The sequence below is a fragment of the Polaribacter sp. 11A2H genome (assembly GCF_011379025.1).
Lineage (GTDB): Bacteria > Bacteroidota > Bacteroidia > Flavobacteriales > Flavobacteriaceae > Polaribacter.
Genome location: NZ_WTLD01000008.1, coordinates 176,629 through 192,935, shown reverse-complemented (window position 1 = coordinate 192,935; position 16,307 = coordinate 176,629). Strand labels below are relative to the sequence as shown.

Below are 16,307 nucleotides of genomic sequence, written 5' to 3'. Positions count from 1 at the left end.
ATGTGATTTCTCCAAAAAGGTCGAAATGACAAAACTGTATGAAAACAAACTCAATAATTGTCACTTCGAAGTATTGAAAAGTCGCATAACAGTGATAACTCAGCAATACTTAACAAGCATTATATGATTTCTCCCAAAAGGTCGAAATGACAAAACTGTATGCAAAAAAATACTGTTTGATACTGCCTACTGAAAACTGAATACTGGCTTCCTACAAATTATAACCAATAGAAAACATTACAATTCTTGGTAAAATAAAGGTTTTACGGTCTGATATTAAATAATCTGAAAAACTGTTGCTTTGTTTAAACTGTGCATTAAACATATTTTGAACACTTATTTTATAAGACCAAGAGGAGTCTTCATTTTTATAAGACAAAGTAGTGTTTGCTATTTCATACACATTTTTTTGCCCCAATGTTTTATTCTGATAATTGCTTAACCTATAATCGAAATTAAAAATAAAGCCTTTTAAAAAATCATAATCTACGGTTACAAAAGGTTCTGTAGTTATAAATTTTGAGGTTGAATTACTAGAAATAAATTTACCAATATCTCTACTAACACCAACTTCTATGGTTGGGAAATTATCGAACATAGTTTCGAAACCGACTTCGTAATTATAACTATTATTTTTATTGGTTTGTGTATTTCCATTTAACTCTTGTAGGTATTTATTGTTACTAAAACCAACATCAAACTTATATTTTATTTTTTTTATACTTTTCTCTAAATGCACATTTCCTCTAATATCTTCGGATGGATTGTCGAACATTTTTACCGTTAAAAACTGATTGACATCATTAAAATCTACCGTATTTCTAACACCTTTTATCTGTTTGTTATAATTTAAGTTTGCAAACAACATTAAACCTCTGTACAAACTAAATCTACTATAATAAATACGAGCAGCATGATATAAATTGTTCTCTAAGTTTTCGTTTCCTTTAAAAACCGAATTATACGATTGTAAATAAAACCGATTGGCAAATTTTTCTACATCAGAAAAAGATGTTTTTAAATTATAATTCAGTTGTATTTTTTTTGATTTATTAAACTCAATTTTAGCTAAAAAATCAGGTAAAACAATCCATTTGTTGTTTTCTAATTGGGTTTGTTTGTTTAAGTTCCATTTATAATTGTGCAACTCAACACCTTGTTTTAGTGTAAAAATTCCGGTTCTAAATTTGTAATGCATTCCTACAAAGAAATCGTTTAACTTTAAATTTAAATCATTCCCAAAATCATCCGAAGAAAAGTTATTTGTGGTTCCGTTGTCTAACGTCTGAAAATCATCACTTAAAAAATCTTCGTTTAAAAACTTATTACCTAACGTTGTATAAATATGATTGCTATTGTTAATTTCCCAAAAGTGTTTAAAAACTGCATCAATATTTTGTTCTTTGGTATTTTTAAGTTGATGAATTCTTAACAAGTCTTGATCTGCATCCGCAGGAATTAAACCTTGTAAAATAGCATCTTGCGTTTGCCAGTAATTGGTTTTATCACTTTTATTAAACACATAATTAAAAACGGATGAAAACGTGTGTTTATCGTTCTGTCTTTTGTGCCATTCTATATTTTGGTTGATATATGTTGCCGTTAAATCTCTATCTGTAGCAATGGTATTTGTATTGGCATTTATTAAAGAAGCAACTGTATTATTTTTAGTGTTATTGGTTCTTTTTACTTGGGTTCTTGCGTACCATTTTTCTTTACTATTTGGTGTGTATTCTATATTAAGGTTCCCAATTCCTAATAAATTATCTGTAGCTGTTCTGTTTGTTTTTTGCTCTGTAAATGTGGTGTATTCATTTTGGTTTTCTATAAAACTACTGGTATTTGTATTAGAAAAAATAGCGTAACCCGAAATATCTAGTTTAGAAGTTGCCGTTTTTGTAATATTTAACGCACCAAATTTTTGGTTGCTAGATACTAGATCATTGCTTTCCATAAACTGAGAAAAATCGCCACCTTTCCAACTAAAATTTCCGCTAAAAATGGAATTCATTCCGCCAGAAAAACTCATATAATCTCTAAACGTAAATGTTTTTTCGCCAATATTATTGATGTTTCCTATAAAATTGACATTGGTTTTGGGTGAATAATAAAATAAATTAGCACTTGTTTTATAAAAGTCTTTATTCCCTTTTCCTGCCTCTATATCACCAAAAAGAAAACGTTTTTTATCTTCTTTTAGTTTGATGTTCATAGCAGTTTCATCAGAATCTGTGAGTCCTTTTAAAAAAGCAACTTCGTTATAATTATCGATTACTTCTATATTACCAACAGCATCTGCAGGAATGTTTTCTACAGCCAATTTAGAATTACCACCAAAAAACTTCTTGCCATCTACTAACATTTTGGTAATCTTCTTGCCTTGTACGGTAACCGTTCCGTTTTTATCTACTTCTACACCTGGTAATTTTTTTAACACATTTTTTAGTTTGCGTTCTGTTCCGTTTACAAATTTATCGGTTTTATAAGTAGTTGTGTCTCCTCTAACAGTTACAGGCATTTCTATAACTACCTCATCTAATTGCTCTGAAGATTGTTGTAAAACAAAGTCTTTTTTAGTAGTTTTTAAGGCTATAAATTGATGTTCTACAGGTTTATACCCTAAATAAGAAATACTAATAGAAATGGTGTCTCCTTTTTCTAATAACAACTTATAATAGCCTTCGTTATCTGTTATGGCAAATTGTAAGTTTTTAGAAACGTCTTTCGGTTTTGCTATTACATTTGCATACGGCATTGGGGTTTGTAAACTATCTTTTACAGCGCCTGAAAGGGTTACTTTTTGGGCAAATAAAGAAGTAGAAATAATAATAAAAAAAAGTAATGATAGAAAGTGATTTAATTTCATATATGATTATCTTTTTTTATAAAATTCGGAAAATGATGTTCTTTTTAAAATGTCAAATTCTTTTCTAGAAAGTTTTTTTATTTTTTTCGGTTCTTTTATTATAATCTTTCCAATTGGGTTTAATTCTATTTTTATAGCCGTAATAACTATTGTATTTTTACTAATCTCTAAAATTACGCCAGGTAAACCAAAATAATTCATAACTCCGTAACTGTATGGGATTTTTGGAGTGTACCAAGCTTCTAAAGTTATTTTTTCTGTTTTTTTATTTCTTAAAACGGCTTTGTAACATAAAAACCCTCCGATCTTTTTAGTTTCTTGTTTTAACTCCCATATTGGCATTAAGTTTTGTATCAAAAAACACTCGCCTAATAAATAACAATCCAGAGTATTATTTTCATAGCTCATAACATTGTTAGATGTGTAGTATTTTTTTGAACTTCCTGACATAAGATATGTAAAGTTAAATTCTTCTTTATTTGTTAAATCCATTTTTTTTATAGCATGATATTCTGAAGCTACACTATTAAAATTCAATATTACTTTAACATCTTTTGCCTTTTTATAAAGTTCATTTACATGTTTTCTTATGTGTTTTTTATTCTTTTTACCTTTTTCTTGAATATAAGCTAAGGCCTTTTTGGCTGAAGCAAGGTATGTAATTCTCCCTTCGATGTTTTGTGAATGAAAAACAATTACATTTAAAAATAAAAAAATTAACAAATTGATATATTTTTTATTCATTTTATAAATAATTTTATACCCTCAATTTTTTTTAAACATTGAGGGTATTATTTTTTAATATTATTAACAACCTCTAAGACAACCAGTGTAATACCTCATATAAATTTCCATATACATGTCGTCATCGTTAGGATGGTCACCTATATCTTCTGCAATCTCATAAGTATTACCTCTAGCCCATCTTACACAACCACCAGCACAACCAAAATCTTCGACGATTTCAATAGCCTTTGCTGTTGTTGTAATCGGTGTTTCAGTCGAAACATTCGCATTCATCATAGTTCCTGTTGCAAAAACAAAAACCATTGCTAAAATTAATTTTTTCATAATATAAAATTTGTAATCCAAACTTTAAATTTGGATTCTTTGATTTAAAAATATTTAGAGGTTTATATGAGTTAACAAGTTTAAATATCTCTAAAAACTTGTAGAAAAAGGGTTACTTTTCAGATTCCTCTTCGTTCCTCATTCGGAATGACACTCGTTTCATTTTTATATTTCTTAATTCCGCAAGCGGAGGTTTTTTGTTTTCGTTATCCATATCAATAGCTTATTAGTTCTAAGTGAGATTTCTCATAAGTTTATATTGAGCGTAGTCGAAATACCAAAAAAAGGAGCATTTCGAAATGACAATTGTCTTTATTTTACAATTGTTCTATGCTATAACATTAAAAAAACAACTGTTTGTGAGATTCCTCAATCGCCCAAAAAGGCTCATTTCGGAATGACACATGAGTATTATTTAAAAGATTACTTCATCTAAAACTATTTGTATTGACATTTTTTTTGGGGGAGACGAAAGAAATTTTCTTTTTCATAACAATTTCTTTTTCCAAATTTGGGAAATATATTTTATAACACCAAAAAATCCTTTCCTCTTTTTAGATTAACTGTTTTCAGGGAGTTAGCTTCACTGAAAACAGTTAGTCCAAAAAGGAAATAAAAAAAAGCTTGACTAATTGTTATGAAATACTTTAGGCTCTTCTATTAAAAAAGAGTTTTTAAACAATCTTTTACAGTGCTTAAAAAGGTTACTTTTTATGAAGAACAAAAGTTGAAATATTAAAAAGTAATAAAATCAGTAGCGTATTTTTTAACATAAAAAATTATTAATGAATTTATATACCTTTATTTTTTTGCAATGTTGATGATGCTTTTTCTTGATATTCCTTTTCGGTTACCTTAATCCCTTTTGTTGGTTTTTCTATTTTTATTTCTTCTTTAGGATTTAACATGATTTTTTTTGCATAATAAATTTTCTTATAAACCTCTAGCTCTAATATTAAACCAGGTAAACCATCATAACCTAAAGGACCAAAAGAAATTGGTATTTTTGTTGTAAACCAAGCTGTAATTAAATGTTTTCTACCTTTAGTGTTTACAATAATCTCTGTTGTAGCTTTAAAACATTCGAATTCTCCTATTTTTTTAGTTTCTTTTTGTATTTCCCATTTCAACTTAGGTTTTGTAATTAAAAATAATTCTCCAAAAGCATTTAATTGTAAAATCCGTTTATCTTTATTATAGTAAACTCCTTTATCATATGGCCCAGGACCTAATTGTTTTTTATGATTACTTTCAGACTCTAATAATGGTTTCATTGTAAAAATTCCAATATTATTATCAACCCTAAGTTCGAAAGTTAATTTTTTTTCACCTTCTGCATATAGTTCATACATTTTTTGAAATCTTTTATACTTTTCTGGGGTTTCTTTCATTCTCTGTTTATCCTTTTCAGTTAAAACCCTTTTCTTAGATTTTTTTCCGTATTCAATTACCCCTCTAGAATTTTGTGAATTGGTATTAAAAAAAAAGAGCAATACAAAAGGTATTATTAATATTTTATTCATAATTTTTTATTTTAAAAGGTTGCTAGTAAAACTAACAACCTTTGTTTATTATTTACGCACAATGTGTTTCATAGTATTCGTTCATATAAAACCATTCTGAATATTCACTATACCCCATGTCAGTTCCATACTCCCAAGCTTCCGAGAAACAATCATCTGCTTTTTCAATAGTTCTTGTTATTTGTGTAGTTATTTCTTTGTTAGAAGTATTCGCATTCATCATAGTTCCTGTTGCAAAAACAAAAACCATTGCTAAAATTAATTTTTTCATAATATAAAATTTGTAATCCAAACTTTAAATTTGGATTCTCTGATTTAAAAATATGTAGAGTTTTATATGAATTAACAAGTTTAAAATTCTCTAAAAACTTGTAGAAAAAGGTTCTCACATTAATCAGATTTCTCAATCGCTAAAAAAGCTCATTTCGAAATGACTATCGTTTTATTTTATATTTCTTAACTCAAATATAACTAAACAGTTAGTTTTAACTAATTATTTAGTTATAAATATTCAAAATAGTTGCGAAATCTCCCTTTTTTAAAAGCAACTTATAATAGCCTTCGTTGTCTGTAATTGCAAATTGTAAGTTTTTAGAAACGTCTTTAGGTTTTGCGATTACATTTGCATACGACATTGAGTTTTGCAAACTGTCTTTTACAGATCCTTAAAGGGTTACTTTTTGGGAGAAGCCTGTAGTTGATAAAGCAAAAATAAATAGGAGGTTCTTTTTTATGAAGTTTTTTATTTTTATTCTTGTAATTTTATACATTTAATTACCAAAAACACTCTTTTTGGCTTTACCAATAATTTTTTTAAATTCTTCTAGAGTTACAAATTCTCCTCCTTTTGGCTCAATTACATGTACCTCATCTTTTGGGTTTAATATAATTTTCTTGACTCTAAAAATAGATCTACTTATTTCTAATTCAAGAATTAAACCAGGTAAACCATATTCTCCTTTTGGACCAAAACTAACAGGTATTTCTGGAGTATACCAAGCAATTACTTTTTCATTAGCTCTAGTAGCCTTTAAAACTTTGTATCCATTAATGGTTTTAGTTTCTTGTGTTAATTTCCATTCTAAAAATTCATTAGGATATATAAAGCAATCACCTAAGGATTCACAATTTTTTATTAAGTATTTTTTATCTTTATCATTGTAATAGTATTTATTAGTGCCTCCAGCATTTATTTTAGCTATTGATAAACCTACATCATTATCATCTATATTCATATTATCATCTACCTCATAAATACCACTACCATTTTTAAATGTAATTTTTGAATTGATTGGTTTTGCCTGAAAATAAACTTTATCTAACGTTTTTATAAGTTCTTTATTTTTTATTGAATCTTTCTTCTTTTTTAAATATTCTTTTAGAATTTTTTCACTTATTGTTGATTCGTAATATACGATTCCAGAAAAATTAGATTGCCCCCAAATAATTGAAGATGTAAAAAATAACAATACTATTGTAAACTTGTTTTTCATCCTTTTAGCTTTTTTGTTAAGAAATATATTATTAAAAAAAATCTAGAAACTTTTAAATTCCTAGATATTAAACTATTCATTTTTATTTCATACAAATTGCATAAAATTTATTGTAATTCTCCATTAATTCACCTCCTACACCTCTGTCTGATTGATCTTCTGAGATTTCTAATGCTAACTGCCTTGCACCCCAATTACAATCACTAGCTTTTCCAAACTCCTCCACTACTTTAATAACTTCTTTTGTTGTTGGTAAAGTTTCATCATTAGTAGATGTTGCATTCATAAAACTCATTCCTAATGATAGTATAAAAACTTAATATAACTTTTTTCATAATATAAAGTTTTGTTACCTAAATATTATTTAGGTTAATTGATTTAAAAATATTTAGAGCTTTATATGAGTTAACAAGTTTAAAACTCTCTAAAAACTTGTAGAAAAAGGTTTACTTTTCAGATTCCTCTTCGTTCCTCATTCGAAATGATACTCGTTTCATTTTTATATTTCTTAAATCCGCAAGCGGATATTTTTAGTTTTAATTAGATTATATTTTTTCTTAGATAGCACTTGTTATAAATAAAATTTCTCATAAGTTTAATTTGAGCGTAGTCTAAATACCAAAAAAAAAGGCTCATTTCGGAATGACAAAACTGTATCATTTAAAAAAATACTTGGTGTAAAACTATTTGTGTTAACACTGTTTTATTTAGGGGAAGAAATTTTCTTTTTCATAGCAATTTCTTTTGTTAAAATTGGGAAATAAATTTTATAACACCAAGAAATTCTTTCCTCTTTTTGGACTAACTGTTTTCAGTGAGTATAAAAAATTAAAAAAACGATATTTTTTTACAGTTGAAATTTATTCAATAAAAAACTCCTTAGATTAATCTCTAAGGAGTTTGTATCTTCTAAAGACTTTAGAAGTCTATATAGACTATAACTAGTTTATATTTTTTGTGGAAATAAATTTCTTTTCATAGCAATTTTCCCAGAGTACAAAAGTCGGAAAGATTCTCATAGTTAACAAGAAATCCTTTCCTCTTTTTGGACTAACTGTTTTCAGTGAGAACGCCTCACTGAAAACAGTTAGTCTAAAATGGAAATAAAAAAAACCTTTTTTAGCATTATATTTGATGTAAGAAAAAGAAAAAAGAAAATGCTAAGAAAAATTACTATTGAAAACCCTAAAGATAAAGCAATCAATGTTCTACAGAAAATTGTTACGAGAAGACAAGAATTAGGACTCTCACAAACAGATTTGGCAATTCAATTAAACATGACCACAAGTGGATATTTTAAAATAGAAAAAGGAGACTCTAAACTAGATCTTTTAAGGCTATTTGCAATTGCAGAATGTTTAGATATAGAGGTTAAATCACTTTTTTAAAAGGTAAAATATCTGTTTTTATTATAAAACAAAACCCCGAAACTAATAATTAGCTTCGGGGTTTTTATATTTATAAATTTACTTTAAGATTGCCTTGTAAAAACTAGCAATGACAAATTATAAATTAGCTTTCATCAACTCTCTATTCATACGAGCTATATTGTCTAAAGAAATTCCTTTCGGGCATTCTACTTCACAAGCTCCTGTATTTGTACAGTTTCCAAAACCTTCTAAATCCATTTGTGCAATCATGTTTTTTACACGATCTGCCGCCTCTACTTGTCCTTGTGGCAATAAAGCATACTGAGATACTTTTGCGCCTACAAATAACATTGCAGAAGAGTTTTTACACGTTGCCACACAAGCACCACAACCAATACAAGTTGCTGCATCCATAGCGTCATCTGCTGCGTGTTTAGAAATTGGTAGTGAGTTTGCATCTTGTGTATTACCAGAAGTGTTTACAGAAATGTAACCACCAGACTGCTGAATACGCTCAAAAGCCATTCTGTCTACTACTAAATCTTTTATTACAGGAAATGCTGCTGCTCTAAATGGCTCTATTGTAATAGTATCGCCATCTTTAAACATACGCATGTGTAACTGACAGGTAGTAATACCTCTATCTGGTCCATGAGCTTCTCCGTTAATATATAAAGAACAAGCACCGCAAATACCTTCTCTACAGTCATGATCAAAAGCAACTGGCTCTTCGCCACCGTTTACTAATTGTTCATTCAAAACATCCATCATTTCTAAAAAAGACATGTGCTCTGAAATATCATTCACTTTATAGTCTACCATTTGACCCTTTGAACCAGCGTCTTTTTGTCTCCAAATTTTAAGTGTTAAATTCATTTTGTCTTTCTTATTTGTATGAACGTTGTTTCAATTCAATATCGTTAAACTCTAATTCTTCTTTGTGTAAAACTGCATCTGCAGGTTCTCCCTTATATTCCCAAGCAGCTGCAAAAGCGAAATCTACATCGTTACGTTTTGCTTCTCCTTTTTGAGGTCCGTCTAATTCTGCCGATTCCTCTCTAAAGTGTCCTCCACAAGATTCTGCTCTCATTAAAGCATCTTTTGCAAACAATTCTCCTAATTCTAAGAAATCTGCAACTCTACCTGCTTTTTCTAATTCTGGATTCATTTCATTTGCAGTTCCAGGAACAGAAACTTCTTTCCAAAATTCTTCACGAATCGCTTTAATTTCGGCCATTGCCTCTGTTAAACCTTTTGCGTTTCTAGACATTCCTGCCTTATCCCACATTACTTTCCCTAATTTCTTATGGAAATAATCTACAGATTTTGTTCCTTTATTTTCAATAAAATGATTGATTCTTTCGGTAACTTCTTTTTCTGCTTCATCAAATTCTGGAGTTTCAGTTGAAATTTTTCCAGTTCTAATGTCATCAGATAAATAATCTCCAATTGTATAAGGTAAAACGAAATAACCATCTGCTAAACCTTGCATTAATGCTGATGCTCCTAATCTGTTTGCTCCGTGATCAGAGAAATTTGCTTCACCGATACAGTAACATCCAGGAATCGTTGTCATTAAGTTATAATCTACCCAAACACCACCCATTGTATAGTGTACCGCTGGATAAATCATCATTGGAGTTTCATATGGATTCTGATCTATGATTTTCTCATACATCTGAAATAAGTTTCCGTATTTTTCTCTAACAATTTCTTGTCCTAATTCTTTTATTTTTGCAGGTGATGCATCTTTTATATTATGAATCTTAGCTTGCTCTTCTCCATAACGTGTAAAAGCAGAAGCAAAATCTAAATAAACAGCTTCTCCAGTTGCATTTACTCCATAACCAGCATCACAACGTTCTTTTGCTGCTCTAGATGCAACATCACGCGGTACTAAGTTACCAAATGCAGGGTAACGTCTTTCTAAATAGTAATCTCTTTGGTCTTCTGTTAAATCTTTAGGCGTTTTCTTTCCCTCTCTAATCGCTAAAACATCTTCCATGTTTTTAGGAACCCAAATACGTCCATCATTACGTAAAGATTCAGACATCAATGTTAATTTAGACTGATAATCTCCAGAACGCGGAATACATGTTGGGTGAATCTGTGTATAACAAGGATTTGCAAAATATGCTCCTTTTTTATGAATTTTCCAAGCTGCAGTAGCGTTAGAACCCATTGCATTTGTAGATAAGAAATATACGTTACCGTACCCTCCAGAACCAATTACAACAGCATGTGCAGAATGACGCTCAATTTCTCCTGTAATTAAATTTCTAGCAATAATTCCTCTTGCTTTTCCATTAACAATAACAACGTCTAACATTTCATGTCTGTTAAACATCTCAATTTTACCACGAGCAATTTGTCTATTCATTGCAGAATAAGCTCCTAATAATAATTGTTGACCTGTTTGTCCTTTTGCATAAAAAGTTCTAGAAACTAAAACTCCACCAAAAGAACGATTGTCTAACAAACCACCATAATCACGTGCAAAAGGAACTCCTTGTGCCACACATTGATCAATGATATTTGCAGAAACCTCTGCTAAACGATATACGTTTGCTTCTCTAGAACGGTAATCTCCACCTTTTACAGTATCGTAAAATAATCTGTAAGTAGAATCTCCGTCTCCTTGATAATTTTTTGCAGCGTTGATACCTCCTTGTGCAGCAATTGAATGCGCTCTTCTTGGAGAATCTTGGTAAGCAAATGCTTTTACATTATAGCCTAACTCTGCTAATGTTGCTGCGGCAGAACCACCAGCTAATCCTGTACCTACAACAATAACGTCTATATTACGTTTGTTTGCAGGGTTTACCAAGTCAATTTTATTTTTATAATCTGTCCATTTATCTTTAATTGGACCTTGAGGTACTTTTGAATCTAAAGCCATATTGTATAGATTAATGGTTTAAGTAATGATAAATTGCAATAAAAATAAATCCTAAAGGAATTATAATTGAATATGCTTTACCTATTGTTTGTAATGTTTTTTTACGTCCGGATGTAGAACCCATAGACTGAAATGCTGATGTAAATCCGTGTGCCAAATGCAATCCTAAGAAAACAAAAGCAACAACATAAGCAGCAACTCTAACAGGGTTTACAAATTTATGCAACAATTCTTCGTGGTAACGATACCCTTCTACTCCTGGTATGGTACCAGACCAGTCTCCTTGAATAAATTTTGTGTTAATTTCTGGAAACCAAAAATCGATAAAATGTAAAATGATAAATGCTAAAATAGCAGCACCACTCCAAATCATGTTTCTACTCATCCAAGATGAATTAGCTGCACCATTGTTTTTTGCATACCCAACTCCGTTTGCCTTTTTGTTTTTTAATTCTAAGATAAATCCCATTACAAAATGAAAAACCACACCAAAAATTAATACCGGCTGCAAAGCAAATTGTATTAAAGGGTTTGTTCCCATAAAATGTGAAACTTCGTTAAAAGTATCTGGGCTAAAAACTGATAAAAGATTGATTGCAAAATGCTGTAATAGGAAGAACATTAAAAAGAATGCAGAAAGCGCCATGGCTACCTTTCTTCCAACTGAAGATTTGAAAAATCCGCTCATTGTATAAATGTATAATTAAGTTATAATTGTTGTTTTACAAATGTACCATTTAGATACGCTCTACTGAAATAATAAAGGTTGTTTTTTGGTTATTTAGAATCGTTTTAATATGATGATTTTGTTTTAATTACCCTTTTTAATTTTGTACTTAAATTTAACACGCTACAACAAAGCCATTACTTCTGCTACAATAATTATAAGCACCAATGAAAAAGGATACACTGCTGCATAAGCAATTTGCGGAGCATCAGACTCTGTCATAGAATCGGTAGCACTTAACCCGGGTGTAGATGTCATACCTCCTGTTAAAGCTCCTAAAATAGACAAAAAGTTAATTTTTAAAATAAATCGACCCACAAGAACCACTGTAATCATAGGAATTAAGGTAATTAGAGCGCCGTATAAAAATAAAATAAAACCATGTTTTTCAATTGCAGAAATTAAACTTTGTCCTGCTTTTAAACCAACTGGAGTTAGAAATAATAAAAGTCCAAACTGACGCAATATTTGGTTTGCAGGACCTGATAAATTCCAAATTACGGTAGCAAATTTTCCTTTCCAACTTAAAAAGATAGAAGATAAAAGTACACCTCCAGTAAGACCTAATTTTAAACCGATACCTCCTAACGGAATAGCAATTGCCCCTACAAGAATACCGATAACAATACCAAATGCAACGGGTAAAAAACTAGTTTCGCCTATTCTTTTTAAACTATCTCCAAAAAGTTCTGTAACTACAGAAACATTTCCTTTAGAACAAGAAACTAAAATTTTATCTCCATATTTAATTTGAGTTGAAGGATGAGGAGCCAAATCTATACTAGCTCTTCTAATACGTGTAATAGTAGCAGAATAATTTTCTAGAAGATTTAATTCTTCAATTGTTTTATTTACCACAGTATCATTACTTACCACATACCATTTTACTTCATAGGTGCCACTTCTAGGAATTTTAATATCGGTAACTTTACCTAATAAAACTTCAATTCTTTGCAATGCATTAACGGTACCTACTGCTTTTATAATATCTCCTGTTTCTAAAATAGTATCTTTTGTAGGAGAAGTAGGTAGCTGATTAGGCTTCATAATACGTGAAATATTAGCCTTGGTCATAAACCGTATTCTTAACTCATTAATTGTTTTTCCGTTTACGTTTTCATTAGAGATAATTAAGTTTTTATTAATCACCATTGGTGTGTTAGATTTCGATTTTTCTTCAAAATCTTTTTCTTCTTTCTTGATGTTTACTCTAAATAATGTAGGTCCTAATTTTACAAATAAAATAACACCTAAAACTCCAAATGGATATGCAATACCATAACCAATAGATGCTAAAGGAGATTGAGAAGCCTCTATAGAAGCCGCCAAACCAGGTGTAGACGTTAGCGCACCTGTTAACAAACCACTCATCATATTCATATCTACATCATAAATATAAGAAATAGACACGGCCGTAATTCCACCTGTTATAACCGTAATTCCTGCCAAAAGAATTAATTTAGCTCCTTGTTCTTTAAAAGAACTAAAAAAAGAAGGTCCTGCTTGCATACCAATGGTATAAATAAATAAGACCAAACCTACACTTTGTATAATTGGAGGAATGTTAAAGGTAATGCCATTTAAATTGTAGAGATATCCAAAAAAGATAGCAACAAAAATAACTGCAGAAGTATCAAAACTAATTCCTTTTATACGAATGTTTCCTAAGGCGATCCCTAAACCAATAACTAGAAATAACACAAAGTAATCTTTAGTGAGTAATTCTAAAAAAAATTCCATAATTTTAATATTAATTTTATTGTGTTTTTATAAAAAACTGACTTTCATTTAAGTAAGCAAAAATAGCTCTTTACTTTATTAAATTTTTATGATATTTATCACTAGAAGCCCTGCTATTACTAGTGTAATTTACTTATCCCTCCCCTAACTACTATGCCTATTGGACGAATACGTTGTAGTATATTTTATTACTTAAAAGGATCCGTTTATTTATTATCCGAAGAAATTAAGCATTTATCATTTCCCCACTTCCCTTTAAGTTCCTCTGTGTTAATTACTTCTCCATTACACCTTAAAAAATTCCCTTCTTTATCTTTTTTAATGATTTTCATTTTACCTTTCTCAATGGCGTTTATAATTCTATAAATCAAACCATTTTTAGACACAATACTACCTTTTGCAATTAGCTTTAATCCTTCTTCATTATTGTATAAATCCATTTCAGTTGAAATTTCATCTGGAACAACACCATCTTCTAATTTTTGTTTTTTGTACGTTAAATAATTTTCTTTTTCATGTGCCTCTCCTAAAGAACGAGCAGAGTTCTCACCTATTTCCTGAGCTAACCTTGCCATCCAATAGGCATGCCTAAAAGCATCTACTTGCCCACCTGCACCGTCTTTATCTAATACATCTGTTTTTGAAATAGAATCTGCTACTCTAGTAGTTTCTTTAGAAATCTCTAAAGATTTTTTTGCCTTAAAAGGATGAAAAAATACCCATTTTTTAATTGGAGGAGAGAGTTTAAAAAATCTTTTAAAATTAGATTGTCCAAATGAATGTATAGCAAAGAGTATCGTTAAAAGAAATAGTATCCTTTTCATTTTGAAAATAATGATTTGTAAAAAACAAAAATACTCCTTTTAATCGAAAAAAAACTTTCAATAGAAAATCCCTTTATGGGTCTTGCTTTTATAGTAGTAATATTTAATGTTCATCAATTTTTAAAATTTAGTACAAAAAAAAACCATCTTAATTATAAAAATTAAAATGATTTAAATATATCTTTTTAAAAAACAGGAATCACTTTCTAAAAAAATTGAGAAATTGGGGGACTTCTTAATTATTTACAGCAAAACTAAACTTAATTAAAAAGTATTTTTAGATAATAATACTCCTAAAAACTGTAAAAACGGGAAAACAAAGAAGAATTCAACTACTCTGAACATGCTTTTCTAAGAAAAAACAACCTTTACATTATAGAAAATTAGTACTATTTAAATAAAATTCAAATTTTAAAATAAAGATTATGCATACTTTTTTCTAAATTCTTCTGGTGTAGAATTAGTGTGTTTTTTAAAATATTTATACAAATTGGTAGGCTCATTAAAACCCGTTTTAAAAGCAATCTCTTTTATAGAAAGATCATAATGTATCAGCAATCTTTTCACTTTAATTATAACAGTATCATCTATAAACTCTTTAGCAGATTTGTTTGCAATAAATTTTACAACCATATTAAGCTTTTTTGCAGAATACCCTAACTTATCTGCATAATCATACACTTTTTTAGTTTTGTAATAATCTTCTTCTAATAAATTTTGAAAAATAATAAACTCTTTTAAATATCTACTCTGTTGTAAAGTGTTATACCCAGTCGATTTTATTCTATAAATTAAAGTAATTAAAATATGTAATAAACTCCTTATCAGTTTAAAAGAATAAATATCATTTACAACTAAAACCTCTTTTTCTATTCCTTTTATTAATTTAAAAATACTCTCAAAATCGAAGTCTTTTAATTGTGTTTTTGGAGAAACTAATAACTCATTAAACATCTGAATAGCATTTGCAACCTCAATTTCATTTAAATAACTATTTAAAAACTCTTCTTTAAAACATAATAGAAAACCTTTTGTTGCCTTATTTAAATAAAACCGATGCATTTGATCTTTTCTAATAGCCAAAATAGTCCCTTTATCATATTCATAATCAGAAAAATCAATTGAGTGTTTACCTTTTCCTTCTGTTATAAAAATTAATGCATAAAAATCTACTTTATGATTTTTTGTAAGAATTTCTTCACTTTCAAACTTATCTAAGTCTTGAAAATTGACAATATCAAAATTTGATTGCTGGAGTTTTAAGTAATTATGGGTTCTGTGTAGGGTAATTGACATCTATTTAAGGTATTTAAACCTCTAAAATACAGATTATTATTTTAGTCCTTTTATAATTATTGTATTTCCATTAAAAACAATTGCATCTTCCATCTTTTTACCTAACAACAACTTACCGATTGGAGACGAAACAGAAATAGCAAAATACACTACATTATCAACTGTAAGTTGACCTGCAGAAATAGATAAAAAATAGTTAGTAATATTTGTTTCAATCACCGTGCCTAGATGTGCAATATTAGACGTTTTAGAAACATCAATTTTAGCTAAAATCTCTTTCATTTGTGTAATTCCTTCAAGTTGCTGACTGGCTTTTTCCATTTCTAACTGCAACATGGCTCTACCAGTTTCATGCTTATCGCCAGCAGAACTTTTAGTTTCTGATTGTAATGCTTTTTGATTTGAAGTAATAATTTCTGTAACCGTATCTAAGCGCTTATTTACAAAAGCTTCACACTGCTTATAAAGTGCTTCTTTAACTTTTAATTCCGACATATA

The 16,307-nt window shown here is 29.3% G+C and carries 16 protein-coding genes; 1 reads left to right on the top strand and 15 read right to left on the bottom strand.

All coding sequences use genetic code 11. The features are described from left to right. Nucleotides 1-211: 211 nt before the first annotated feature. From GQS58_RS12105 to GQS58_RS12070, 8 genes are all read right to left on the bottom strand, one after another. Nucleotides 212-2,866: a carboxypeptidase-like regulatory domain-containing protein gene (locus tag GQS58_RS12105; RefSeq protein ID WP_166386215.1), complete on the bottom strand. Its 2,655-nt coding sequence runs from the start codon at nucleotides 2,864-2,866 to the stop codon at nucleotides 212-214. Between the two features lie 6 nt (nucleotides 2,867-2,872). Beyond that, nucleotides 2,873-3,610, bottom strand: coding sequence for a GLPGLI family protein (locus GQS58_RS12100; protein ID WP_166386213.1), 738 nt, complete (start codon nucleotides 3,608-3,610; stop codon nucleotides 2,873-2,875). Between the two features lie 63 nt (nucleotides 3,611-3,673). Beyond that, entirely contained in the window at nucleotides 3,674-3,937 is a 264-nt protein-coding gene (locus GQS58_RS12095) for a hypothetical protein (protein ID WP_166386211.1), read from the bottom strand. Nucleotides 3,938-4,728: 791 nt separating this feature from the next. Further along, the gene (locus GQS58_RS12090; RefSeq protein ID WP_166386209.1) at nucleotides 4,729-5,460 is read right to left on the bottom strand and encodes a GLPGLI family protein; all 732 of its coding nucleotides are present in this window, start codon (nucleotides 5,458-5,460) and stop codon (nucleotides 4,729-4,731) included. Nucleotides 5,461-5,512: 52 nt separating this feature from the next. Continuing rightward, complete coding sequence (locus GQS58_RS12085; protein ID WP_166385898.1) at nucleotides 5,513-5,731, bottom strand: hypothetical protein; 219 nt, start codon at nucleotides 5,729-5,731, stop codon at nucleotides 5,513-5,515. A 226-nt stretch (nucleotides 5,732-5,957) separates the two neighbouring features. Continuing rightward, the gene (locus tag GQS58_RS12080) at nucleotides 5,958-6,095 is read right to left on the bottom strand and encodes a hypothetical protein (protein ID WP_166386207.1); all 138 of its coding nucleotides are present in this window, start codon (nucleotides 6,093-6,095) and stop codon (nucleotides 5,958-5,960) included. A 135-nt stretch (nucleotides 6,096-6,230) separates the two neighbouring features. Then, nucleotides 6,231-6,953, bottom strand: a complete 723-nt coding sequence (locus GQS58_RS12075; RefSeq protein WP_166386205.1) for a GLPGLI family protein — start codon at nucleotides 6,951-6,953, stop codon at nucleotides 6,231-6,233. A gap of 82 nt (nucleotides 6,954-7,035) precedes the next feature. Then, the gene (locus tag GQS58_RS12070; protein WP_166386203.1) at nucleotides 7,036-7,239 is read right to left on the bottom strand and encodes a hypothetical protein; all 204 of its coding nucleotides are present in this window, start codon (nucleotides 7,237-7,239) and stop codon (nucleotides 7,036-7,038) included. A gap of 811 nt (nucleotides 7,240-8,050) precedes the next feature. On the opposite strand from GQS58_RS12070, the gene GQS58_RS12065 reads away from it, so the two are divergent. Further along, nucleotides 8,051-8,341: a helix-turn-helix domain-containing protein gene (locus tag GQS58_RS12065; protein ID WP_240914606.1), complete on the top strand. Its 291-nt coding sequence runs from the start codon at nucleotides 8,051-8,053 to the stop codon at nucleotides 8,339-8,341. A 117-nt stretch (nucleotides 8,342-8,458) separates the two neighbouring features. Here the strand turns inward: GQS58_RS12065 and GQS58_RS12060 are convergent, their stop codons facing one another. The 7 genes from GQS58_RS12060 to GQS58_RS12030 form a co-directional block, all read right to left on the bottom strand. Further along, complete coding sequence (locus GQS58_RS12060) at nucleotides 8,459-9,199, bottom strand: succinate dehydrogenase/fumarate reductase iron-sulfur subunit (protein WP_166386201.1); 741 nt, start codon at nucleotides 9,197-9,199, stop codon at nucleotides 8,459-8,461. Between the two features lie 10 nt (nucleotides 9,200-9,209). Next, nucleotides 9,210-11,222 (bottom strand): fumarate reductase/succinate dehydrogenase flavoprotein subunit, encoded by a 2,013-nt coding sequence (locus GQS58_RS12055; RefSeq protein WP_166386199.1) that lies wholly within the window; start codon nucleotides 11,220-11,222, stop codon nucleotides 9,210-9,212. A 10-nt stretch (nucleotides 11,223-11,232) separates the two neighbouring features. After that, nucleotides 11,233-11,910 carry a succinate dehydrogenase cytochrome b subunit gene (locus GQS58_RS12050; protein ID WP_166386197.1) on the bottom strand — a complete coding sequence of 226 codons (678 nt, stop codon included), beginning with the start codon at nucleotides 11,908-11,910 and terminating at the stop codon, nucleotides 11,233-11,235. A gap of 162 nt (nucleotides 11,911-12,072) precedes the next feature. Beyond that, entirely contained in the window at nucleotides 12,073-13,689 is a 1,617-nt protein-coding gene (locus GQS58_RS12045; protein ID WP_166386195.1) for an aspartate:alanine exchanger family transporter, read from the bottom strand. A gap of 206 nt (nucleotides 13,690-13,895) precedes the next feature. After that, complete coding sequence (locus tag GQS58_RS12040) at nucleotides 13,896-14,513, bottom strand: DUF6973 domain-containing protein (protein ID WP_166386193.1); 618 nt, start codon at nucleotides 14,511-14,513, stop codon at nucleotides 13,896-13,898. Between the two features lie 423 nt (nucleotides 14,514-14,936). Beyond that, nucleotides 14,937-15,809 carry a helix-turn-helix domain-containing protein gene (locus GQS58_RS12035; RefSeq protein WP_166386191.1) on the bottom strand — a complete coding sequence of 291 codons (873 nt, stop codon included), beginning with the start codon at nucleotides 15,807-15,809 and terminating at the stop codon, nucleotides 14,937-14,939. 36 nt (nucleotides 15,810-15,845) lie between these two features. Next, nucleotides 15,846-16,304 carry a 3-oxoacyl-ACP synthase gene (locus GQS58_RS12030; RefSeq protein ID WP_166386189.1) on the bottom strand — a complete coding sequence of 153 codons (459 nt, stop codon included), beginning with the start codon at nucleotides 16,302-16,304 and terminating at the stop codon, nucleotides 15,846-15,848. Between the last annotated feature and the right edge of the window lie 3 nt (nucleotides 16,305-16,307).

Coding starts and splice junctions, on each gene's coding strand:
- GQS58_RS12105 (WP_166386215.1), bottom strand. CDS start 2,866: ATGAAATTAAATCACTTTCTATCATTACTTTTTTTTATTATTATTTCT.
- GQS58_RS12100 (WP_166386213.1), bottom strand. CDS start 3,610: ATGAATAAAAAATATATCAATTTGTTAATTTTTTTATTTTTAAATGTA.
- GQS58_RS12095 (WP_166386211.1), bottom strand. CDS start 3,937: ATGAAAAAATTAATTTTAGCAATGGTTTTTGTTTTTGCAACAGGAACT.
- GQS58_RS12090 (WP_166386209.1), bottom strand. CDS start 5,460: ATGAATAAAATATTAATAATACCTTTTGTATTGCTCTTTTTTTTTAAT.
- GQS58_RS12085 (WP_166385898.1), bottom strand. CDS start 5,731: ATGAAAAAATTAATTTTAGCAATGGTTTTTGTTTTTGCAACAGGAACT.
- GQS58_RS12080 (WP_166386207.1), bottom strand. CDS start 6,095: ATGTCGTATGCAAATGTAATCGCAAAACCTAAAGACGTTTCTAAAAAC.
- GQS58_RS12075 (WP_166386205.1), bottom strand. CDS start 6,953: ATGAAAAACAAGTTTACAATAGTATTGTTATTTTTTACATCTTCAATT.
- GQS58_RS12070 (WP_166386203.1), bottom strand. CDS start 7,239: ATGAATGCAACATCTACTAATGATGAAACTTTACCAACAACAAAAGAA.
- GQS58_RS12065 (WP_240914606.1), top strand. CDS start 8,051: ATGGAAATAAAAAAAACCTTTTTTAGCATTATATTTGATGTAAGAAAA.
- GQS58_RS12060 (WP_166386201.1), bottom strand. CDS start 9,199: ATGAATTTAACACTTAAAATTTGGAGACAAAAAGACGCTGGTTCAAAG.
- GQS58_RS12055 (WP_166386199.1), bottom strand. CDS start 11,222: ATGGCTTTAGATTCAAAAGTACCTCAAGGTCCAATTAAAGATAAATGG.
- GQS58_RS12050 (WP_166386197.1), bottom strand. CDS start 11,910: ATGAGCGGATTTTTCAAATCTTCAGTTGGAAGAAAGGTAGCCATGGCG.
- GQS58_RS12045 (WP_166386195.1), bottom strand. CDS start 13,689: ATGGAATTTTTTTTAGAATTACTCACTAAAGATTACTTTGTGTTATTT.
- GQS58_RS12040 (WP_166386193.1), bottom strand. CDS start 14,513: ATGAAAAGGATACTATTTCTTTTAACGATACTCTTTGCTATACATTCA.
- GQS58_RS12035 (WP_166386191.1), bottom strand. CDS start 15,809: ATGTCAATTACCCTACACAGAACCCATAATTACTTAAAACTCCAGCAA.
- GQS58_RS12030 (WP_166386189.1), bottom strand. CDS start 16,304: ATGTCGGAATTAAAAGTTAAAGAAGCACTTTATAAGCAGTGTGAAGCT.